17 protein-coding genes and 1 pseudogene are annotated in these 22,702 nt (G+C 61.5%); 16 read left to right on the top strand and 2 right to left on the bottom strand.

Annotation, left to right across the window (positions count from 1 at the left end):
• Nucleotides 1-8 precede the first annotated feature (8 nt).
• From ASE60_RS14655 to ASE60_RS14620, 8 genes are all read left to right on the top strand, one after another.
• On the top strand, nt 9-959 hold the full coding sequence (locus tag ASE60_RS14655) for a polysaccharide lyase (RefSeq protein ID WP_057251303.1): 951 nt from the start codon (nt 9-11) through the stop codon (nt 957-959).
• A 121-nt stretch (nt 960-1,080) separates the two neighbouring features.
• Nucleotides 1,081-2,973, top strand: coding sequence for an ABC transporter ATP-binding protein (locus ASE60_RS14650; protein WP_057251302.1), 1,893 nt, complete (start codon nt 1,081-1,083; stop codon nt 2,971-2,973).
• A complete protein-coding gene (locus tag ASE60_RS14645; RefSeq protein WP_057251301.1) occupies nt 2,970-4,871 on the top strand; it encodes an ABC transporter substrate-binding protein in 1,902 nt (633 codons plus the stop codon). Before ASE60_RS14650 ends, ASE60_RS14645 begins: the two co-directional genes overlap by 4 nt.
• Nucleotide 4,872: 1 nt before the next feature.
• A complete protein-coding gene (locus ASE60_RS14640) occupies nt 4,873-5,871 on the top strand; it encodes an ABC transporter permease (RefSeq protein ID WP_057251300.1) in 999 nt (332 codons plus the stop codon).
• Nucleotides 5,868-7,043 (top strand): ABC transporter permease, encoded by a 1,176-nt coding sequence (locus ASE60_RS14635; protein WP_057251299.1) that lies wholly within the window; start codon nt 5,868-5,870, stop codon nt 7,041-7,043. The genes ASE60_RS14640 and ASE60_RS14635 overlap by 4 nt, the downstream gene beginning before the upstream one ends.
• A gap of 69 nt (nt 7,044-7,112) precedes the next feature.
• Entirely contained in the window at nt 7,113-8,330 is a 1,218-nt protein-coding gene (locus ASE60_RS14630; protein ID WP_057251298.1) for a glycosyltransferase family protein, read from the top strand.
• Nucleotides 8,331-8,334: 4 nt separating this feature from the next.
• The gene (locus tag ASE60_RS14625) at nt 8,335-9,579 is read left to right on the top strand and encodes a glycosyltransferase family 4 protein (RefSeq protein ID WP_057251297.1); all 1,245 of its coding nucleotides are present in this window, start codon (nt 8,335-8,337) and stop codon (nt 9,577-9,579) included.
• A complete protein-coding gene (locus ASE60_RS14620) occupies nt 9,579-10,715 on the top strand; it encodes a glycosyltransferase (protein WP_113133802.1) in 1,137 nt (378 codons plus the stop codon). Before ASE60_RS14625 ends, ASE60_RS14620 begins: the two co-directional genes overlap by 1 nt.
• 100 nt (nt 10,716-10,815) lie before the next feature.
• Here ASE60_RS14620 and ASE60_RS14615 read toward each other — a convergent pair whose 3' ends face one another.
• A complete protein-coding gene (locus tag ASE60_RS14615; RefSeq protein ID WP_057251295.1) occupies nt 10,816-11,490 on the bottom strand; it encodes a hypothetical protein in 675 nt (224 codons plus the stop codon).
• Between the two features lie 304 nt (nt 11,491-11,794).
• On the opposite strand from ASE60_RS14615, the gene ASE60_RS14610 reads away from it, so the two are divergent.
• The 8 genes from ASE60_RS14610 to nadE all read left to right on the top strand — a co-directional run bounded on the left by ASE60_RS14610 (nt 11,795) and on the right by nadE (nt 21,434).
• Entirely contained in the window at nt 11,795-14,497 is a 2,703-nt protein-coding gene (locus ASE60_RS14610; protein WP_057251294.1) for an ABC transporter transmembrane domain-containing protein, read from the top strand.
• A gap of 91 nt (nt 14,498-14,588) precedes the next feature.
• Nucleotides 14,589-15,053 (top strand): Crp/Fnr family transcriptional regulator, encoded by a 465-nt coding sequence (locus tag ASE60_RS14605; RefSeq protein WP_057251293.1) that lies wholly within the window; start codon nt 14,589-14,591, stop codon nt 15,051-15,053.
• Nucleotides 15,054-15,159: 106 nt separating this feature from the next.
• Nucleotides 15,160-15,921, top strand: coding sequence for an FkbM family methyltransferase (locus tag ASE60_RS14600; protein WP_057251292.1), 762 nt, complete (start codon nt 15,160-15,162; stop codon nt 15,919-15,921).
• Between the two features lie 342 nt (nt 15,922-16,263).
• Entirely contained in the window at nt 16,264-16,488 is a 225-nt protein-coding gene (locus tag ASE60_RS14595; protein WP_156414643.1) for a hypothetical protein, read from the top strand.
• A 146-nt stretch (nt 16,489-16,634) separates the two neighbouring features.
• A complete protein-coding gene (asnB, locus tag ASE60_RS14590) occupies nt 16,635-18,572 on the top strand; it encodes an asparagine synthase (glutamine-hydrolyzing) (protein ID WP_057251290.1) in 1,938 nt (645 codons plus the stop codon).
• A 22-nt stretch (nt 18,573-18,594) separates the two neighbouring features.
• The gene (locus tag ASE60_RS14585) at nt 18,595-18,861 is read left to right on the top strand and encodes an acyl carrier protein (RefSeq protein ID WP_057251289.1); all 267 of its coding nucleotides are present in this window, start codon (nt 18,595-18,597) and stop codon (nt 18,859-18,861) included.
• Nucleotides 18,862-18,882: 21 nt separating this feature from the next.
• Entirely contained in the window at nt 18,883-20,430 is a 1,548-nt protein-coding gene (locus tag ASE60_RS14580) for an AMP-binding protein (RefSeq protein ID WP_057251288.1), read from the top strand.
• On the top strand, nt 20,427-21,434 hold the full coding sequence (nadE, locus tag ASE60_RS14575; protein WP_057251287.1) for an NAD(+) synthase: 1,008 nt from the start codon (nt 20,427-20,429) through the stop codon (nt 21,432-21,434). The genes ASE60_RS14580 and nadE overlap by 4 nt, the downstream gene beginning before the upstream one ends.
• A 912-nt stretch (nt 21,435-22,346) precedes the next feature.
• Here nadE and ASE60_RS35650 read toward each other — a convergent pair.
• A pseudogene (locus ASE60_RS35650) lies at nt 22,347-22,702 on the bottom strand (hypothetical protein); the annotation flags it as partial.

The raw sequence follows: 22,702 nt of genomic DNA, 5'->3' as shown, positions 1-22,702 counted from the left end.
GGGGAAGAATGTTCCGAGCCGTGTTTGTCGCCGCCAGCATCACCATGGCCGGAGGCGCGATGGCGCAGCCGTGGGAAAGCAAACTGTCAGACGGCTTCGAGGGACAGAATTTCGCACCCGAAGGCGGGCTCTACTATCGCGATAACTTCGAGCAGAGTGCGGGCACGGTGGAATTTCAAAACCAGGTGACGCACACCGGCAAAGGCGCACTCAAGTTGAGCGTCGTTCCGACCTGTCCGGATTCCCTCGACGGTTGTAGCGAGCGAGCCGAGATCTGGGAGAAGACGGCGCTGCGCGTGCCCTACGACCAGGGGGTCTGGTATGGTTTCGCGGTCAAGTTCGCCGATCCGGTCCCGAAGGAGGATCATCGTTATCTGATCGCCCAATGGAAGCGTGAGATCGATCCCGGCGCCGAAGGTGATTTCAGTCCGTTCCTTGCTTTGCGCCTCGAGGCGGGCAAACTCTTCGTCACGGTGGAGACGAATTACATGGCGCCGCTCTCATCCGGCCCGGAAGGTACGCCGGCGAACTGCAGGCCTGGCGAGATCCCGGTGTGGGGGCGGCCTAGCGTCAACCAGATGCGTATGCTGGTCGCCGCCGACAGCAACTGGAAACCGGAAGACGGCAGTCTGTTCAACGCCTGCACGGATGCCATCAAGGTGACCAACCATGGCAATCCGCTGCCCGATCCGAAGTCCGGCTGGATCGACTTCGCGATCTACACGCTGCCGGGGGCCGGTGGCACGGGACGCATCGAACTCTTCGCCAACGGCAAGCCGATCATCACGGTGGCGGGGCATGTCGGCCACGCCGACAAGGGGCTCGGCAAGAATCAGTACTTCAAGTTCGGCCCCTATCGGGCTGCCGATACGACCGACTGGACGCTGTTCTATGACGACTTCCGCCGCTCGCCGAACTGCGCCGACGTGCTGAAGGGCGGGACGTGCCCCGCGCTCTAACCAACTGAAGATGCACGAGGCAATGCTCCGGTTGCAGTTGGCCATGCTGGACAGCCCTCTGAAGCTGCGCTAGTCTTTTTTAGAGGCGGCGGATAAAAAGCAATGAGGGAAGCGTGCTGCTATGACATCTGGGGCGGACCTGCTTCGAGTTGAAGGTCTGCGGATCACATTCTCGGTGCTTGGCGGCGAAGTTCAAGCCGTCAATAATGCGAATTTCAGGATCTTGCCCGGCAAGGTCACGGCGCTCGTTGGCGAGTCGGGATCGGGCAAGTCGGCAATCAGCCAGGCGGTGATGGGCATCTTGCCCAACGTCGCCAGGGTTGGTGGCAAAATTCTGTTCAACGATCCCACGACGGCGGCAAAGCCCATCGACCTGCTTTCGCTGGAGCGGGAAGGTGATGAGATACGTAGCCTGCGCGGCACGCGTATCAGCAAGATCTTTCAGGAGCCGATGACGTCGTTGTCGCCGCTCCATACGATCGGAAACCAGATTTCCGAGGTGCTGAAGATCCACACGGATGCGGAAAAGGCTGAACGCCGGGCACGGACCGAGGAACTGCTCGGCTATGTTGGCTTTGCCAAGCCGAAGCGCGCCTACGAAATGTATCCGTTCGAGCTTTCCGGCGGCATGCGCCAGCGCGCGATGATCGCGATGGCACTGATCTGCCGACCGGCCCTCTTGATCGCCGACGAGCCGACAACTGCGCTCGACGTGACCGTACAGGCCCAGATCCTTAAACTTCTGCGCGAGCTTCAAGTGAAGCTCAATATGGCAATGCTGCTGATCACCCACGACCTCGGTGTCGTCGCCAACATGGCCGACGAGGTTGTGGTGATCTATCATGGGCAGATCGTCGAGGCTGGCCCTGTCGAGGCCATCTTCCGCAACCCGCAGCATCCCTATCTCAAGGGCCTGATGGCCGCCGTTCCGCATTTCGACATGAAGCCCGGCGAACGGCTGAAGGCGCTGCGCGAAGTGCCGGTCAAGGCCGGGTCAGTGCTTGGGACTTCGGTGGCCAACCGGCGCGCCGGCCCACAGGTGCTGCTGTCCGTCCGTAACCTCTCGAAGACATATGGAACGCGAAAATCGTCCTGGTTTGGTGGCGGCGAAAGTTCTCATCACCGCGCCGTCGACGATGTCAGCTTTGATATCCGCCGCGGCGAATGCCTCGGCCTCGTCGGCGAGAGCGGCTGTGGCAAGACGACAGTCAGCAAGATCCTGATGCGGGCGGTAACGCCGGACACCGGCTCGGTGACCTTCGACAACGGCGAAGGTCCGGTCGATGTGCTGAAGGCTCAAGGCGACGAACTGAAGGCGCTCCGGTCGAAGATCCAGATGGTGTTTCAGGACCCGGTTTCGTCGCTTTCCCCGCGCATGACCGTCAAGAACATTCTCAGCGAGCCCCTGGAGATCCATGGGCGCGGAACGGGCAAATCGCGCGTCGAGACCGTGCGCGAACTGCTGCAAGCCGTCGGGCTCGACCAGCGCTTCATCAACCGCTATCCGCACAGTTTCTCGGGCGGGCAGCGTCAACGCATTGGCATTGCCCGCGCTTTGGCGCTGGTGCCGGAACTGCTGATCTGCGACGAGCCGGTATCGGCGCTCGACGTTTCCGTTCAGGCGCAAATCCTCAACCTTCTCAAGGATTTGCAGAAAGAACTGGGACTGACCTGTCTGTTCATCTCGCACAACCTCGCGGTCGTGGATTACATGGCGGACCGCATTGCCGTCATGTGCGCCGGGCGCATCGTCGAGCTTGCGCCGCGCGAGGTGCTGATGCGCAAGCCGGTTCATCCCTATACCAAGTCGCTGTTGGCGGCCGTTCCCTATCCGGATCTCGATCGGCCGCTCGACTTTGACAGGCTGAAGGACAGCGAAGGATCGGATATGCGGCGCTGGGGACCGCAGTTCCGCGTCGACGACGCTGGCGACACGCTCATCCCCGCCGATCTCGGTGGCGACCACTTCGTGCTGGCGCGCCGGTCCGTGGATGCAAGGGAGTTACGGCCATGATCACCCGCCGAACTGTACTGGCATTGCTTGCATCCGTGGCATTTCCCGTGCGGCTCCTGGCTGCTGGGAGTGAACCGGCGTTTCTTGAAAAGCTGATTGCCGACGGCAAGCTTCCGCCGGTCAACGAGCGCTTGCCCAAGACGCCGCGTGTCATCAACGTTGCGGCGCTGGGGCGCACGCCCGGCAAGCATGGCGGTATCGTGACGATGATCATCGGCAGTGCCAAGGACATCCGGCTCATGACCGTCTACGGCTATGCCCGACTGGTCGGCTATGATGAAACGCTGAAGCTCGAAGCGGATGTCCTCGAAAGCTACGAGACGGTAGAGGACCGCATCTTCACCTTCCACCTGAGAGAAGGGCACAAGTGGTCCGACGGGACACCGCTGACGACCGAGGACTTCCGCTATTGCTGGGACGATGTGCTCAACAACGAGAAGCTGAGCCCCGCCGGTTTGCCGACTGCGCTGGTGATGGACGGCGAAGCCGGAAAGTTCGAAGTCATCGACGAGCGAACCATTCGCTATACTTGGTCGACGCCGAACCCGGACTTCCTGCAGAAGCTCGCCGCACCGCAGCCGCTGGTGGTGGCGGTGCCTTCAGCCTATCTCAAGCAGTTCCACGAGAAATATCAGGAAGAAGACAAGCTCAAGGCTTTGATGAAGGAGCAGCGCGTTAAGAAGTGGAGCCAGCTCCATATGCGCATGGCTCGCTCCTATCGCCCTGAGAATCCTGAGCTTCCGACGCTCGATCCATGGCGCAACACGACGTCGCTTCCTGCCGAACAGTTCATCTTTGAGCGCAACCCCTACTTCCACCGCGTCGACGAGAACGGGTTGCAGCTTCCCTATATCGACAAGTTCGTGCTCAACGTCAGCTCGTCGGCGCTGATCCCGGCGAAGACGGGCACGGGTGAAAGCGACCTTCAGGCGACGGGCATCGACTTCGTCGACTATACTTTCCTCAAGGATTCCGAGAAGCGGTACCCGGTCAAGGTACTGCTGTGGAAGAAGACGCAAGGCTCGCGCCTGGCGCTGTTGCCGAACCTCAACTGCTCCGACACGGTCTGGCGGTCGTTGCTGCAGGATGTGCGGGTTCGCCGTGCGCTCTCGCTGGCCATCGACCGCACCGAGATCAACAAGGCAGTCTTCTACGGCTTAACCAAGGAGAGCGCCGACACGGTTCTGCCGGACAGCCCGCTGTTCCGTCCGGAGTTCGCCAACGCTTGGGTGGCCCACGATCCAGCTCAAGCCAATGCACTGCTCGACGAAGCGGGCCTGACGCAACGCGACAGTGACGGCATTCGCGTCCTGCCCGATGGCAGGGCCGCGCAAATCGTCGTGGAAACGGCCGGCGAAAGCACGCTCGAGACGGACGTGCTGCAGCTCGTCACCGACTACTGGCAGAAGGTCGGGATATCGCTTTTCATCCGCACCTCGCAGCGCGACACGTTCCGCAGCCGTGCTGTCGGCGGCGAGATCGTCATGTCGATGTGGTTCGGGCTCGACAACGGCGTTCCGACCCCGGGCATGAACCCGGGGCAACTGGCGCCGACGGCCGACGACCAGCTGCAATGGCCGGTCTGGGGGCTCAACTACCTGTCCCATGGCGAAATGGGCCAGCCGCCGGATCTGCCTGCCGCTGTCGAACTGACGGAGCTGTTGCAACGCTGGCGGCATTCGGCTGAAGACGCCGAGCGCACGGAGATTTGGACCCGCATGCTGTCGATCTACACAGACCAGGTCTTCTCGATCGGTATCGTCAACGCCTCGCTACAGCCGATCCTCGTGGCGAAGAAGCTGCGGAATGTGCCGGAAACGGGGCTCTACGGCTTCGATCCCACGTCCTATTTTGGTGTTTACAAAACCGATACCTTCTGGATCGAGCAGGAAGCCTGACATGCTGCGATATATTCTCTGGCGTATCGCAGCGATGGTTCCAACCCTCCTCATCATATCGGCTCTTGTCTTCACCATCATCGAACTGCCGCCCGGCGACTACTTCGAGAGCTATGTCTCCGAGATCAAGGCGCAGGGCGAAGGCGTCGACATGGAGCAGATCGAGGCGCTGAGGAAGGAGTACGGCTTCGACCAGCCACCGGTCCTGCGCTACGTCTACTGGCTCGGCGGCATGCTGCAGGGCGATTTCGGCTATTCCTTCGAATACGAACTGCCGGTCAGCGCCGTCGTCGGCGACCGTCTGTGGCTGACGATCCTCGTCTCCTTCGTCACCATCATCTTCACCTGGCTGATCGCCTTTCCGATCGGCATCTATTCCGCGACCCACCAGTATAGCTGGGGCGACTACGGCCTGTCGCTGGTGGGCTTGATCGGCATTGCCATTCCGAATTTCATGCTGGCGCTGATCCTGATGTATTTCGCCAATATCTGGTTCGGGATTTCGATCGGCCACCTGATGGACCAGCAGTATCTGGCCGAGCCGATGAGCTGGGCCAAGGCGAAGTCTATCCTCGAACATATCTGGATCCCCGTCGTCATCGTCGGCGCGGCGGGCACGGCCGGCATGATCCGGCGTCTGCGCGCAAATCTGCTCGACGAGCTGCAGAAGCAGTATGTCGTAACGGCCCGCGCAAAGGGCCTTTCGCCGATGCGCACGCTGGTCAAATACCCTCTGCGCATGGCGTTGAACTTCTTCATATCGGATATCGGCTCGATCCTGCCGGCGATCATTTCCGGCGCTGAAATCACCGCGATCGTGTTGTCGCTGGAAACCACCGGGCCGATGCTGATCAAGGCCCTGCAAAGCCAGGACATGTATCTCGCCGGTTCGTTCCTGATGTTCCTCGCCTTCCTAACCGTGATCGGCGTGCTGATTTCCGATATCGCGCTCGCCATTCTCGATCCTCGAATTCGGCTGCAAGGCAGGAGCACCAAGTGACGTCATTTCTTCCGGCGCCCGGCGAGCCCTTGCCGCATTACGTATCGACTGCTCCCTTCGATCCCTATTCCGTCGAGGCGATGACCGACGAGCAGGTGCGCGTCAACCAGGCTTCCCAGCTTCGCCTGATGTGGTGGAAATTCCGCCGCCACAGGCTCGCGCTCGTCTCCGGCATCTTTCTCGCGGTGTTCTACCTCACGATCGTCGTCTCTGAGTTTCTGGCACCTTACAACCTGCATACCCGCAACATGGATTACATCTACGCACCGCCGCAGGCGGTGCACCTGTTCCATGAGGGCCAGTTCGTCGGTCCCTTCGTCTATGGACGGACCATGACGCTGGATATGGAAACGCTGAAGCGCAACTATGCCGACGATGTCACGGACGTGCAGCGACTGCGTTTCTTCTGCCGGGGCGACAGCTATCGTTTCTGGGGCCTGTTCGACAGCAACGTGCATCTCGTTTGCCCGGCGAAGGACGGTCAGGCGTTCTTCCTGGGGACGGACCGTCTCGGTCGCGACGTGTTGTCGCGCATCATTTACGGTGCCCGAATTTCGCTGACGATCGGCCTGCTCGGCATCACCGTCAGTTTCGTGCTCGGCATCGTCATCGGTGGCCTTGCTGGTTATCACGGCGGCGTCTTCGATCTCGTCGTCCAGCGCGTCATCGAAGTCCTGCAGTCTATCCCGAGCATCCCGCTCTGGCTGTCGCTCGCAGCGATCATGCCGGCGACCTGGAGTCCGATCCTGATCTATCTGGCGATCACGATTATCCTTGGCCTCCTGGACTGGACGGGGCTTGCGCGCGCGGTGCGCTCGAAACTGCTGGCGCTGCGCGAGGAGGATTATGTGCTTGCGGCCCAGTTGATGGGCGCAAAGAGCAGCCGCATCATCGGCCGGCATCTCGTGCCTGGCTTCATGTCGCATCTGATCGCCACTGCGACGATCTCGATCCCCGGCATGATCCTCGGCGAGACGGCTCTGAGCTTCCTCGGTCTCGGTCTTAGACCCCCCATCACCAGTTGGGGCATTCTCTTGACGGAGGCCAAGAGCGTCAGCGTTATTGCTTTCTACCCCTGGCTCCTATTTCCCACAATTCCGGTCATTCTTGTGATTTTGGCGTTCAACTTCTTGGGAGATGGGTTGCGTGACGCAGCCGATCCCTACAAATGAAGCCCGGTTTGAAGCTGACAACCAGTCAGCGCCAAACGGTTCATTGATCCTGAGCGAAAGGTTTCTTGCATGATGCGGCGTTTTGAAGATGCCCGGATCCTCATGTATAGCCATGATACGTTCGGGCTTGGGCACCTCCGGCGGTGCCGCACGATCGCGCATTCCCTGGTGGAAGACTACCGCGGTCTGAACATCCTGATCATCTCCGGCGCGACGATCGCCGGTGCGTTCGACTACCGTGCGCGCGTCGACTTCGTGAAGATTCCGAGCGTCATCAAGCTGCACAATGGCGACTACACCTCGCTCGACCGTCATATCGAGCTCGACGAGACGCTGAAGATGCGTCAGGCAATCATTCGCCACACAGCCGAGACCTTCAAGCCGGACATCTTCATCGTCGACAAGGAGCCGATGGGCCTGCGCGGCGAGGTAGAGGAGACGCTGACCTATCTGAAGGCGCATGGCACGACGCTGGTCTTGGGCTTGCGCGAGGTCATGGATGCGCCGCATCTGCTGGAAGCGGAGTGGAAGCGGCGCGACACCATGCGCAAGATCGAGCAGTATTACGATACGATCTGGGTTTATGGCCCGCCGGATTTTTACGATCCGCTGACCGAGCTCGAAGTGCCGCCGGCTGTCCGCGACCGGATGAATTTCGTCGGCTTCCTGCAGCGCAGCGTTCCGCGGGAAGAACTGCCGGGCCACAAGCCGCAGGGCGATTATATCCTGGTCACCACGGGGGGCGGCGGCGACGGTGCGGACCTGATCCACGACGTCATCCACGCTTACCAGCAGGACCCGGAGCTTACGCACAATGCGTTGATCGTGCTCGGGCCCTATATGCCGGTCAAGAAGCGGGAAAAGCTGATCCGCAAGGGCAGCAAGATCCCTTATATCAAGATCATCGAGTTCGACAATCGCATGGAAGAGCTCATCGCCGGCGCAAAGGGCGTCGTCGCCATGGGCGGCTACAACACCTATTGCGAAATCCTCTCCTTCGACAAGCCGGCGCTGATCGTGCCGCGCATCCAACCGCGCGAGGAGCAGTTGATCCGCGCCCGCCGCGCGGCCGAGCTTGGGCTCATCGAAATGCTGTTGCCGGACGAAGCGGACGATCCGCTGCGGTTGGCGGCGGCGCTGAAGGCGCTGCCGTCCCGGGCGCCGCCTTCGAAAAGCACCGCCAACGGCTTGCGGCTGGAAGGGCTCGTGCATATCTCCGAGATCGTTGGTCGGTGGCTCGACCGGCCGTCGAGCGACCACTTGAATATCGTGAAGAAATCGAGCTGAAGCATTGCCGACAGATCGCAAGATTGCAGTCGTGCTGAAGGGCTATCCGCGTCTTTCGGAAACCTTCATCGCGCAGGAACTGCTTGGCCTTGAGCGGGCCGGACTAGATCTCGTACTGATCTCGCTTCGCCGTCCGACCGACGGCAAACGTCATCCGGTGCATTACGAGATTCGTGCCGATGTTCACTATCTGCCCGAATATCTGCATGAAGAGCCGCTGCGGGTGCTGCGCGGTCTCGTGCGTTCCCTGCCGAAGCCGGGTTTCTGGCCGGCATTCGGGCTCTTTCTGAAAGACCTGCGCCGCGATTTCAGCCGCAACCGCTTTCGCCGGTTCGGGCAGGCGGTCGTGCTCGCTTCGGAATGGCCGGGCAATCCGCGCTGGCTGCATGCGCATTTCATCCATACGCCTGCTTCGGTGACCGCCTATGCCAGCGTGATCGCCGCTACGCCCTGGACCTGCTCGGCGCATGCCAAGGACATCTGGACGTCGCCGGACTGGGAGCTTTCCGAAAAGCTTGGCCGGGCGCGCTGGACGGTCACCTGCACGCGCATGGGCTACGAACATCTGAAGAGCCTGACGAGCGAAAAGGCGAGGGTGCATCTGAGCTACCACGGCCTTGATCTTGATCGTTTCCCTCGTTTCGAGGGCACGCATTCTGACCGCAATGGTTCCGACCCTTCGGATCCCGTCCGCATCGTCAGCGTCGGCCGCGCCGTCGACAAGAAGGGCTACGACGTCTTGCTGAAGGCACTCTCGCTGTTGCCGGCGGACCTTCATTGGCGGTTCGAGCATATCGGTGCCGGTGAACTGACCAGCACGCTCAAGAGGCTTGCGGCCGAGCTTGGCGTTTCCGACAGGGTTGCCTGGAAGGGTGCGCTCGACCAGACCGACGTGCTGGCGCATTACCGGACGAGCGATATCTTCGCGCTTGCCTGCCGGATCACCGCCGACGGCGATCGCGACGGGTTGCCCAACGTGCTTGTCGAAGCGTCGAGCCAACGGCTGCCGTGTGTCTCGACGGCGATTTCCGGCGTTCCGGAACTTCTCATCGATGGTGAGAACGGCAGGGTCGTCCCGTCGGAAGACCCGCAGGCGCTTGCACGGGCCCTGGAGCAACTCATCCGAGATCCCGCGCTCCGTCACGGCCTGGGCGGTGCGGCGGAGCGGAAGGTCCGCGCGCAATTCGATCACCACACCAGTATCGATCAGCTTGCAGGGCTGTTTGCCAGCGAATGGAGAGCCGCGTGATGCGTGCGCGCCGTGTCTTTTTCTACGTGCAGCATCTCCTCGGCATCGGCCATCTGGCGCGGGCGAGCCGGATCGCGAGCGCCCTTGCCGCCAGGGGCTTCGAGGTGACCGTCGTGACCGGCGGCAGCCCGGTTCCGGGATTCCCGGGGAGTGACGTAAAGCATGTGGCCCTTCCGCCGGTGCTCGCGGGCGACAAGGGCTTTTCCGGCCTTGCCGACAGCGAGGGAAATCCGGTGAGCGACGCCTTCAAGGATCGGCGCCGGGAGCTGTTGATCGAGGCGTACCTTGAATGCGATCCCGATATCGTCATCTTCGAAGCCTTCCCTTTCGGCCGCCGCCAGATGCGTTTCGAGCTGATGCCCTTGCTCGAGGTGATCGAAAGGCAGACCCCAAGACCCCTCGTTGCCGCTTCGCTTAGGGACATCCTGCAGGAGCGGACGAAACCCGGCCGCGCCGAGGAGACACTCGACGTCGTCAGGGCGTATTTCGACCTCGTGCTCGTGCATGGGGACCCTGCCTTCGCGCGGCTCGAAGAGACCTATCCCTATGCGGCCGAGATCGAGGACAAGGTCGCCTATACGGGCCTCGTGGCGGGGCCGACACCGGACGCTCCGACGGAAACGTTCGACGTACTCGTTTCGGCCGGTGGCGGTGCGGTGGGCAAGGAACTGATCGGCGCGGCGTTGCAGGCGGCGAGCTTGCTGCCGCGCGAGCTGCAATGGTGCCTGGTCACGGGGCCGAACCTGCCGCAGCAGGACTATGACGCCTTGCAAGCTGCCGCGCCCGGCAACGTGCAGCTCTTCCGCTTCCGCAAGGATTTCGCGAGCCTGCTTTCGGGCGTGCGGCTTTCGGTTTCTCAGGCCGGCTACAACACGGTCTGCGACATCATCCGCGCCGGTTGCGGATCCCTGCTGATCCCTTTCGTCGCCGGCGGCGAAACCGAGCAGTCGACCCGAGCGGAACGGCTCGAAAAGCTCGGCCTTGCCGGCGTTCTGCCGGAGGCGGAGGTGACGCCCGAGAGGCTGGCGCGCGATGTCGAAGCGATGCTGGGGCGACCGAAGCCGAACATTCCGCCGCTGGATCTTGACGGCGCGATGAAGACCGCCGAAATCCTGGAAGGCCGCACGGCTCTTTGATCGGTCTCCGCGCGGGCGGCGGCTTCTGTGAACTTGTGGCCGGTTTGCGGTGCTATTCGACAGACAGATAGCTCGCTTCGCTGCGGCGCCCCAGCCGCCCTCAGACCGTGCCGATCAGCATGAAGCGGGTATATTTTTTCGTCGGCAGCGCGCCGGCAAATTCGACCGCCGAAAGCGCCGCCTGTTTCGTGAACTCCTCGACGGAGGCCACGCAATTGATATGGGTGGGCTCGCTGAAATAGTCGTTGGATTGCAAGAGGACGCGCGTGCCAGCGGGAATGCGATCGAGCCACGACCTCAGATCGGCGATGTGTTCGCAGCTCGTGTTGATGACCAGGTCGGCCCCAAGCGTCGTATAGTCGATCGCATACATGTCGGCCGTGACCGCACGGAATTTCTCCGGGAAGGCAAAATTCAGGGTTCGCGCAACCGTTTCCACATCCGGGTCGATGTCGAAGCTGTCGACCGCAGCGACGTTGAAGCGCGCATCCTCCAGCAGCATCGCGCCCAGGATGCCATACCAACCGCCGAGGATCGCAATCCTGGCGTAGGATGAACCAGCAACACTCAAAAGCGTGTCGCGCGCCCAGAGCTTGCAGGCAATCTGCTTGTGATTGAAGGCGTTGGCGATGTGGGCTTCGGGATGTTTGGCGATTACCTTCGCGACGCCTTCGATGAGGGGGCTCTGCGTATAGGCGGCGATACCGCGTGCCAAATCAAAGGCATGCTCGTACCAATCGCTGGTTTGGGAAGTCGGGTGGCTGGTGTGTTTCATGCTCTCGTTGTAAGCTGGGCGCCGGGCGAGTGCAATAACGGCGTGTGCTTCGGAGAGTGACGTTCTCTGTGGTTGCTTTCGCGGCAGTGGAGTCGAAACCACGTCCATTGCAGATTTCCCTCGCACCTGCATAATCGACAGAACCGGATTCGGCGCCGGACGGAATATGCAGGCATCCACTTCGCGATCGAGCGCCGACAGGCACCCATCCGGAGGCTTCGCCGAGGAATGATGCGTGGTGAGGCAAACGGCAGCCCGCCACGCCAGCAGCTATCGTGTTCAATAAGGTCCTATTGCCAGACACATGGAACCACGCCTTTCCCGCTACATCTGGGCCCACACGCGCAAGGATCAGCTTTGGATTCTGGTGATCGTCGCGCTGTCGATGATCCCCTATTTCCTGTCCTTCGACCTGCCGAAGCAGATCGTCAATGGACCGATCCAGGGTGACGGCTTCGACAGTCCGGAGGCGACGCAGGCCTTCCTGCCGATTTCGTTCGACTTGCCGTATTTCGGAACGATCAATGTCTTTGACGGTTTCCATCTCGGCCGAGAAGGCATGCTGCTCGCGCTCAGCCTGGTTTTCCTGCTGCTGGTGGTCATCAACGGCCTCTTCAAGTTCTACATCAACACTTTCAAGGGCCGGCTTGGCGAGCGCCTGCTGCGGCGCATCCGCTTCGAACTCGTCGATCGTGTCCTCCGCTTTCCGCCAAGCCACTTCAAAAGAGTGAAGCCGGCCGAAATCGCAACGATGATCAAGGATGAGGTCGAGCCGCTCGGCGGCTTTACCGGTGACGCCTTCGTCTCGCCGGCGCTGCTCGGCGGCCAGGCGCTGACGGCGCTGGTGTTCATCCTGCTGCAGAGCTTCTGGCTCGGTCTGATCGCGACGCTGATCGTCGCCGTGCAGGCGGTCATCATCCCGCGCATGCGCAAGCGGCTGCTGGTGCTTGGGCGTGAACGGCAGCTGACGGCGCGCGAACTCTCCGGTCGTGTCAGCGAAATCGTCGACGGCATCGGTGCCATCCGCGGGCACGATACCTCCAACTATGAGCGCGCCGACATCGCGGCGCGGCTCGGCCGGATCTTCAAGATCCGCTACGACCTCTACCAGTGGAAGTTCCTCGTCAAGTTCATCAACAATTTCCTGGCGCAGGTCACGCCTTTCCTGTTCTACGCGATCGGCGGCTATTTCGCGCTTCAAGGTCGCCTCGATATCGGTCAGCTCGTTGCCGTCATAGGCGCCTATAAGGACCTGCCAGGTCCGCTGAAGGAACTGATCGATTGGGATCAGGCTCGCCAGGACGTTCAGGTCAAGTACGCGCAGGTCGTCGAGCAATTCAGCGTCGATCCGTTGCTCGATCCGAAGGTTCAGGCCGTTGCGGCGGGGACCATCGAATCGTTGAGTGGTCCGCTGGCGGCGGTGAACCTGACGGTGATCGACGACGGCGGCTCGACCGTGCTCGACCACGTGTCGCTTCAGGTGCAGCCTGGCGAGAAGGTGGCGCTGACAGGCGGTGGCGAGGTGCTGGCGGAGGCCTTCGGCCGGCTGGTCTGGCCGGCGAGCGGCAAGGTGGTCATCGGCGGCCAGGACATTCTGGAGATCCCGGAATCGGTTACCGGACGTCGGATCGCCTACGCTTCGTCCGATGTCTACGTGTTCCAAGGCAGCCTCGGCGACAACATCCTCTACGGCCTCAAGCACGCTCCGCTGACGGAAGTAAACTACGAAGGGGAGGGCGCTACGCACCGCAAGTGGGAAGTGACCGAGGCGCGCCTGGCCGGCAATCCGCATCTGGATGTCAACAGCGACTGGCTCGACTACGGTTCGGCCGGGGCGAGCGGTCCGGATGATCTGCTCGTGCAGATCCGCCCGGTTCTCGACGCCGTGCTGCTGACCAATGACGTGATGGCGCTGGCCGTCCGCTCGACGATCGACGCGAACCGCCATGCGGCGTTCGCAGCCGGCATCGTCGAAATGCGCAGCGCGCTCAGGCAACGTCTTGAAAAGGAAAAGCTCAGCGATCTCGTCGTGTTCTTCGAACCGGGAACCTACAACATCGAGGCGACGATCGGCGAAAACATGCTGTTTGGCACGATCACCGATCAGGCGATGTGGGCGAACGCGCTTGAGAACCACCCGTTCTTCAAGACGATCCTGCAACGGGTCGGGCTGCGTGACACATTCTACGCGATGGGGATCGAGATCGCCGAGAACGTCGTCGAACTGTTCCGCGACTTGCCGCCGGATCACCCGTTCTTCCAGCAGCTGACCTTCATGACCGCCGAGGAAATACCTGTCTACGAGGCCATCCTGCAGAAGGTGCGCAGTCGCGGCAAGGCCGAGGTTTCCGAAGACGATCAGATCAAGATCATCCGGCTGTGCTTCGATTACATCGAGCCGCGGCACCGCTTCGGTTTGCTGACGGAAGAGGTCATGGCGAAGGTTGTTGCCACGCGCCGTGAGTTCGATGAGGGTTTGCCGGCCGACCTCGCTGGAATGATCGAGCATTATCGTCCGAACCGTTACATTGCCTCAGGCAGCATCATCGACAACGTGCTCTTCGGGCGTATTGGCCACAAGCATGCCGATGGGTCGGAAAAGATCCGGGCGATTGTCCGCGATCTCTTCGAAGCCGGCGGCCTCTATAACGAAGTGCTGGCTTTCGGTTTCGACTACAATGTCGGCGCGGGCGGCAAACGTCTGACGGCAGCACAGCGACAGAAGCTCGATCTTGCGCGCGCGCTTATCCGCGCCTGCGATTTCTATATCTTCAACCAGCCGCTGCTTGCGCTCGATCAACGCGTCCAGGAGCAGGTCGTGCGCAACGTCTTCTCGATGCTTGACCGGGCCGGGCGCGATCCAGCGATCGTCTGGGTTCTTGCCAATCCCTCGTTGATGGACCTCTTCGACCGTGTCGCAAAGTTCGAGAATGGGCGCCTGATTCATGACACCGGTGCCGATGCCGCAGTGGATGACGGACGCGACTACAAGGAAATGGCATCTTGATGTAATATTAATGTCAGGGCACGAGCATATGGTCCCGCCGCGATGCGGGAGGCAGACTGCTCCCGACGGGAAATCGGAGACACGGATTGTGATGTTGCTCAAGGATGAAGTTGAAATGCTGCGCCGGATAACCCTGTTTTCAGGATTGCCGCCGGCAAAGTTGAAGCTTCTTGCCTTCACGTCCGATAGGGTGATGTACGGTGCCGGCGACGCGCTGTTCTATCAGGGCGACATCGGCGATGCGGCCTATGTCATTCTCTCCGGCAAGGCGGAGGTACTGATCAACACCGCCGGCGGGCCCTTCAAGATTGCCGAGTTTGAGCAAAATTCGATCGTCGGCGAAATCGCCATCCTCTGTAATACGCCTCGTACAGCGACCGTGCGGACCACCACACCGCTCGAAGCCTTGCGTATTCGCAAGGAGGATTTCCTCAAGCTGCTGGCTGACTTTCCCGAGATGGCGGTGGAAATCATGCGTGTCCTGGCTGACCGCCTGGCCCAGACCACGGCCGAACTCAGCGAAGCCCGTAACCAGGTCGAGCGGGTTGACGCCTGACGCACCTCGCAACCTAAGCTGTACCATGTGGAGACATTCCCTCGGGGCATGTGAGCCTTTCGCAAAAGCGATTCCGCTTGGCGGGTTTATCGGCTAGACAGGCGACATGCGTTCGATCACCTATTTCCGCAAAACCGTTCAGTTTCCCGAAAAGCCGGAGAAGAAGCGTTTCTTCGCGCGGCTGCAGAATGGCGATTGGGAGCCTTGTACGTTTCAGAACATCGAGCGCCTTGTCGATCGCAAGACGACCTTCATCGACATCGGCGGATGGATCGGAGTGACGCCCTATTGGGCCGCGCAGATCGCAGACAACGTCATCACCGTCGAGCCCGACCCCGTTTGCTTCGGCATCCTCAAGGAGATGCAGCCCGAAAACAGCGGTGAGGTGCGCGTGATCAACGCCGCACTTTCCGAGGACGAGGTGCTGGTGTTGCACTCTGTCGGCGGCGGTTTCGGCAGCTCGGAAACCTCCGCGCTGATTGCCGACGACAACGGCGAGGCGATCCGGGCGCAGACGGTTACGATCGCCGAGCTTCAGACCATGGCCCGGACCGAGCGGCTCTGCTTCAAGATCGACATCGAGGGATATGAGTATCGTGCCCTGGATCAGTTCCGGGCTATCGATCCGCAACGCACAGCCGGCGTCCTGCTTGCGGTGCACCCGCAAATCCTCTTTGCCTCGCTGAGCGGTCCTTCAGTGGTCCGCGCCATTCGCACGATTACAGCCACGATGCGCCTGATCCGCAGCCTGCGCGGCTTCAGCCTCGACAATCCCTCGGCGATCTGGGCGGCGCTGCGCAAATCGATCGCCCGCCGGGAGTTTCGGGGCTTCGACCTTTTGTTCGTTTCCAGGCAGCGCGACCGCTAGGCGGTTGCGAGAACGGCACCCACCGCTTGAAGCAGATGGCTGTCTCTTCGCGCAGACGCGCTCGGCGATAGGCGTTCAGGTCACGTCCTGCGGGATCATTCTCGAGCGAGACAGGCTCCCGCCGACAACAGGCGCGGAGCCGGCATGGTTAACCATTCTTTAGAGAATGTTAATTCTTCGTTTAAAGACGTAATTTTCAGTGCTATAAATTTCTTGGCCGCTATTGCTTACCGCGCCGCGCGTCATACGAGACGCGCAAAGGTTGTTGTAGTACTTTGATTTGCTGCATGCCTTTGTCCTCAGATTGAGGTCGATCCAAGGGTTCATGCAGGAAGCTTGATATTGTATCGTGAGGGCGACCGCATGTCATGGATGTATTTTGCGTCTGCCGCCTATTGCCTGACCGCCTTGTTTCTCCTGGCGATGACTTTTCTTGAAGGTTTGCAGGCGCGTGCGCCTTGGAGCATGTATCGCTTTGCTGGGCTGCTCATCTGCATTTTTTGGCCGGTCCTGTTTCTCTATCTGATGTTTAAAATGATATCGAAAACAAGAATTTCGGAGCGATAAGGTTAGACTTCCCTGCCACTATGTCGGGTTTTGCGCCCGAACCGTGGCATTTACCATACAACCAGAAAATGCCGGAGATTTAACCCATGAGTACCTCATGCGGATTATGCTTCAGCGGTGATCGACCGGTGTGAAAGTATTTGAACATGTGCGGTTTCGGTGGCTATTTCGGCTCAATTCCAGACGCAAAGCACCTCCTCGAGAGAATGGTTTCCGCGATTGCCCATCGCGGCCCGGACGAGAACGGCGTCTTCGTCGACAAGGAGGCCGGGCTTGGTCATGCGCGCCTGTCGATCGTCGGTCTCGGCGACGGCCAGCAGCCGATGTCGGACGAGAGCGGTGAATTGACGATCGCCTTCAACGGCGAGATCTTCAATTATGTCGAATTGCGCGATGAGCTGCGTGCCAAGGGCCGGCGCTTCCGCACCTCGAGCGACACCGAAGTGATCCTCCATCTTTACGATGTCATGGGGGAGGAATGCCTGTCCCGTCTCAATGGCGACTTTTCCTTCGCCATCTGGGATCGCCGCCGCCAGCGGATGATGCTGGCGCGCGACCGGATGGGCGTACGCCCGCTGTTCTACATGAACCATGGCGGCACCCTCTACTTCGCATCCGAGATCAAGGCCCTGCTTCAGGTGCCGGGCGTTTCTGCCGAACTCGATCCCATCGCGCTTGATCAGATCTTCACGCTCTGGGCGCCGATCGCGCCGCGCACCGGTTTTCGCGACATTCATGAGCTTGAGCCGGCGCATCTCATGATTGCAGAAAAGGGCAAGGTCGCGATCCGCCCCTACTGGCAACTCGACTATCCCGACCGCGGGGCGTCGCCGCTGTTCACGGACGACCGTGCCGCTGCCGAAGAACTGCGCGCGCTGCTCACGGATGCCACCCGGATCCGGATGCGCGCCGATGTTCCCGTCGGCTCCTACCTTTCGGGCGGGCTCGACTCCTCCATTGTCGCGGCGATGGCGACCGGCATGGCGCCGCAGGGGCTGAGGACCTTCTCCGTCACCTTCGATAGCGTGGAGCATGACGAGAGCGCCTTCCAGATGGAAATGGCGACAGCGCTCGGCACGCATCACAGCGCCGTTGCCTGCCGGGCGGGCGACATTGCGCGGTCTTTTCCGGAGGTGATCCGCTTTGCGGAGCGACCGATCATCCGAACGGCGCCGGCACCGCTCTATCAGCTTTCGGGTCTCGTCCGGGAGCAGGGGCTGAAGGTGGTTCTGACGGGCGAAGGCGCCGACGAGGTCTTTGCCGGCTACGATATCTTCAAGGAGGCGCGGGTCCGTCGGTTCTGCGGCCGCCAGCCCGGGTCGCGCATGCGCACGCACCTCTTTCGCAAGCTCTATCCCTACATCCCGGGCCTGCAGCAGCAATCGGCGGAGTATCTCGCCGCGTTCTTCGGCGCCGGCGACGTGCCGCTCGACGATCCGCTCTTCTCGCACCGGCCACGCTTCAAGAGCACGGCGGCGACCAAGATCTTCTTCTCGGGCGATCTGCGTACGCGGTTGAGCAACTACGATGCGGCAGAGGATCTGGCGAGCCGGCTTCCGGCAGCCTTCGGACGCTGGCACCCCTTGCACCAGGCGCAATACCTCGAAAGCCGCTTCCTGCTGCCGGGCTATATCCTGTCGAGCCAGGGCGATCGCATGGCCATGGCCCACGGGATCGAAGGACGCTTCCCGTTCCTCGATCATCGCCTCGTCGAATTTGCGACCCGTCTGCCGCCCGAAATAAAGCTGAAGGGGCTGGTGGAGAAGCATATCCTGCGCGAAGCGACGAAGGATCTGTTGCCCCCGTCCATCGGCCAGAGAACCAAGCAGCCCTATCGCGCGCCGGACAGCCATTCCTTCACCGGGGTGGGCGAACTCGATTACGTTCGCGATGTCATGAGCGAGGCGCGCGTCAGCGACAGCGGGCTTTTCAATGCCAAAGCCGTGACGAAGCTCTACGAAAAATGCCAGTCGCAGCCGGTCACCGGCTTCCGCGACAATGCGGCTTTCGTCGGAGTCCTGTCGACACAGCTCTGGCTGCAAATCTTTACCGGCACCAGCGTCCGCGCGGCGGAAGCAGCCTGAACTATTGAGGAAAGGAAACCACATGACGGAAACGATCAAAGACAAGGTTAGAGCCTTCGTCATCGAAAACTTCCTGTTCGGCGATACGTCCTACGATCTCGCCGATACAGCCTCGCTGATCGAGAATGACATCATCGATTCAACTGGCGTTCTCGAACTGGTGGCCTTCATCGAAGACCAGTTCGGCATTGTCATGGGCGACGCCGACATCGTGCCTGCGAATCTCGATTCGCTTGCGCGCATTTCGGCCTTCATCGAGGCCCGGGTCGGGGCGCCGGCCACGGCATAATCTAGGCGCGAGGGGGCGTCCATGCGGTTCGAGCAATTCCTTATTGGCAATGCCGGCAGGCAAGCGGCGAAAACGGCGCTGGTCACCGACCGCCGTCGCCTTAGCTACGGCGAATTCGACGACCTAACGGGCAGGCTGGCTGCCGCGCTGGCGCGGGCCGGCGTCAAACGCAACGATCGCGTGCTCGTCTTCATGGACAATTGCTGGGAAGCGGCTGTCTCGATCTTCGCGATCCTGAAGGCCGGCGCGACCTTCAGCCCGATCAACGCCTCGACCAAGGCGGACAAGCTCGCCTATATCATCACCGACTGCGAGGCGGCGGCGATCCTGACGCAGGCAAAGCTGATGCCGATCGTGGCGGAGGCCCAGGCGCTGAGCGGCAACTCGGATCTCTTCGTTGCCTCGACGGCTGCGCCCAATGGCCAGACGCCGGCTGACGCGATCTCCTTCGAAACCTGCCTCGCGGAAGTGGCAACGCCCGTGCCGCATCGCGGCATCGATGTCGACCTTGCGATGCTGATCTATACCTCGGGTTCGACCGGTCGGCCGAAGGGCGTGATGATGACCCATCGCAACATCGATGCTGCATCGGATTCGATCACCACCTATTTGCGCAACGAACCGGACGATATCATCCTCAACGTATTGCCGCTTGCCTTCGACTACGGCCTCTACCAGATGCTGATGGCGATCCGCATCGGCGCGACGCTGGTGCTCGAAAAATCCTTCGCGTTCCCGCATGCGATCTTCGAGCGGATCCGGGAGGAGGGCGTTACCGGCTTCCCACTGGTTCCGACGATGGCGGCGATGATCCTGCAGATGCGCGATCTGGAACCCGGCTTCCTGCCGAGCCTGCGTTATCTCTCTAACACCGCCGCTGCCTTGCCGCCGCCGCATATTGCGCGGCTCCGCGAGCTCTTTCCGGGCGCCCGGCTCTATTCGATGTACGGGCTGACGGAATGCAAGCGATGCACCTATCTGCCGCCGGAAGAACTCGACCGCCGGCCGGGTTCGGTCGGCATCGCGATCCCGAACACCGAGGCGTTCGTCGTCGATGACGAAGGCCAACGCGCGCCGCCGGGCGTTCCCGGTGAACTTGTCATTCGCGGCCCCCACGTCATGCAGGGCTACTGGCGCAACGATGCCGCGACCGAGCGCATGCTGCGGCCGGGGACGAACCGATGGGAAAAGGTGCTCTATACGGGCGACCTCTTCCAGGCCGACGAAGAGGGCTTCCTCTATTTCGTCGGCCGCAAGGACGACATCATCAAGACGCGCGGCGAGAAGGTCGCGCCCAAGGAAGTCGAGACCGTGCTGCATGCGCATCCGGGCATCGCCGAGGCCGTGGTGGTCGGCGTCGCCGATCCGGTGCTCGGCCACGCGATTGCGGCGCTGGTGGTGCTGTCCGATCCCAGCCTGACGGACAAGGACATTATTCGCCACTGCGCCCGCCATCTCGAAGATTTCATGGTGCCGAAGATTGTCGAATTCCGCACCGAACTTCCGAAGACGGATACTGGTAAGGTCAGCCGCCGCCTTGCGGCTGAGACGATGGAGCCCGCCCAATGAACATTCTGATGACTGAGGGCGCGCGCCCGTTTTCGGCCGAGACGCTGACGATCGATCATGCGGCCGAGACTGACCGGATCGTCGCCGGGCTGCGTGAGCAGTTGCGGTCGATGAAGAAGCGCGGTCTGGTGCTCGGGCTCTCCGGTGGTATCGACTCGAGCGTTTCGGTCGCGCTGGCCGTGCGCGCCGTCGGCGCCAAGAATGTCTTTTGCCTGTTCATGCCGGAAAACGATTCCGATCCGGAAAGCCTGCGCTTTGGCCGCCTCGTCGCCGAGACCTTCGGCGTCGAGGCAATCATCGAGGATATCGGTCCGACGCTGAAGGCGATGGGCTGCTACGAGCGTCGCGATGCATTCATTCGCGAACTGGTTCCGGACTATGGTGACGGATGGGCCTCGAAGATCGTGATCGCCAATGCGCTCGAAGGCGAAGGCTACAACATTTCCTCGCTCGTGGTTCAAAGCCCTGAAGGCACGCAGTCGAAGCATCGCATGCCGCCTTCGGTCTATCTCGGCATCGTCGCCGCCACCAACATGAAGCAGCGCACGCGCAAGCAGGTGGAGTATTACCACGCCGACCGGCTGAATTTCGCCGTGCTCGGCACGCCGAACCGGCTGGAATACGACCAGGGTTTCTTCGTCAAGAACGGTGACGGCGCGGCCGACGTCAAGCCGATCGCGCATCTCTACAAGTCGCAGGTCTACGCGCTTGCCGCCCATCTCGGCATTCCTGAGGAGATCCGGCGCAGGCCGCCGACAACCGACACCTATTCGCTGGAGCAGACGCAGGAGGAATTCTACTTCTCGCTGCCATACGACCGCATGGACCTCTGCCTCTACGGGCTCAACAACGGTATCGAGATCGACGCCGTCGCTCAAGCGGCAGGCCTGACGGTCACGCAGGTGGAGCGCGTCTGGGCGGATATCGCCGCGAAGCGCAAGGCGACGCGCTACCTGCATCTGGGTCCCCAGCTCGTGCAGCCGGTGGAGGAGATCAAGGGCTGAACGCGAGCCGCGTAGCTCGGCGAGGTTGTTGCGGTGGCTTCAAGGAAGCGCCGCAATAACCGAAGCCCTGGTCAGTCGAACTGTCCGGCGATCAGCCGGCACCAATGCTCTCCGGCAATACCATTGAAAAAGCCTTGCCCGTCCCGGCAGGCCTGGACGATTGCCGGGTCACGGGAGTGGAGCACGGTCGAGGCGACATGGACGAAGGCAATCCGGCGCCCGAGCATGGCTTCCATAAGCACCGGCTGTGTCCGTCCTCGTAGGCCCGGAAGTCCACGCTTGGCGGCATGATCGACAAGACAGTCGATGACCGGGCCGGCCTGGCCCGGCAGCGCCAAAACCTGCAGCACCCGCCCGATCGCACCCGCCTTGGCGTAATAGGCGAAAGCGCCAACGAGCGTGCCGGTGCGCGCCGCGACCAGAGCGTAGACGAGATCTCCCTGTTCGGGCTTTTGCTCCGCATCGCCGAGAATGTAGTCGAGCTGCCCTTCGGCCCATTCGGGGCGCAGCGGAAACTGCGCGATGAAACGATCGACCACAGCGGCAAAGCCGTTGCGATCGGTTTCCTGTGTCGTGAAACCGGCCTGGCCGATGCCGGCGGCAGAGACGGCGGACCAACGTTGTTCGCCCGGCGCCATCCGCTTGCGGTAGGCACTGTCAATGGCCCGCGCGAAGGGTGCGGCAAGCCGCGCCGGCTTGATGCGGTTGGCCGCTACACTCAGGCTGAAGGAAGCGGGTTGGATGACACGCACCCAATCGAGGCTGTATTGCGGCAGGACGACGCCCCGCAGCCGTGTCCACATCTGCATCGAGACGTCGCTTGCGGTTTCGCTGAAGGAAAGATCCTGTGGGCCGGCCAGAAAGGCCTTGAGGATGCGCGCTCCGGCCAGGGGGTCGCTCTCGCGATCCTCNGGCGAGACCGATGCGCTCTTGATGCTGCGACTGAAAGACATGGACGAGCTCGTCGAAACGTCGCTTGCGGTTTCGCTGAAGGAAAGATCCTGTGGGCCGGCCAGAAAGGCCTTGAGGATGCGCGCTCCGGCCAGGGGGTCGCTCTCGCGATCCTCGACCATCAGCGAGCCGCAGATGGCGGCGCGCAGCCGGCGGCCATTCAGCACCATKGGCAGGACGTTGACGCCGACAAATCCGGAAATGACGCCCTTGTCGTTCACGTGCACGAGGGGGCGTATCTGCGGATCGCAGCCGGGCGCATCGAGGTAAAGCTGCTGCATGTAATCGGCAAGTGCCGGCGGCGGTGTGCTCTGGTC

It is taken from the genome of Ensifer sp. Root278 (genome assembly GCF_001429285.1).
Classification (GTDB): domain Bacteria; phylum Pseudomonadota; class Alphaproteobacteria; order Rhizobiales; family Rhizobiaceae; genus Ensifer.
Note: the sequence above shows the minus strand (reverse complement) of the source record. Positions and strands in the feature narration are given on the sequence as shown.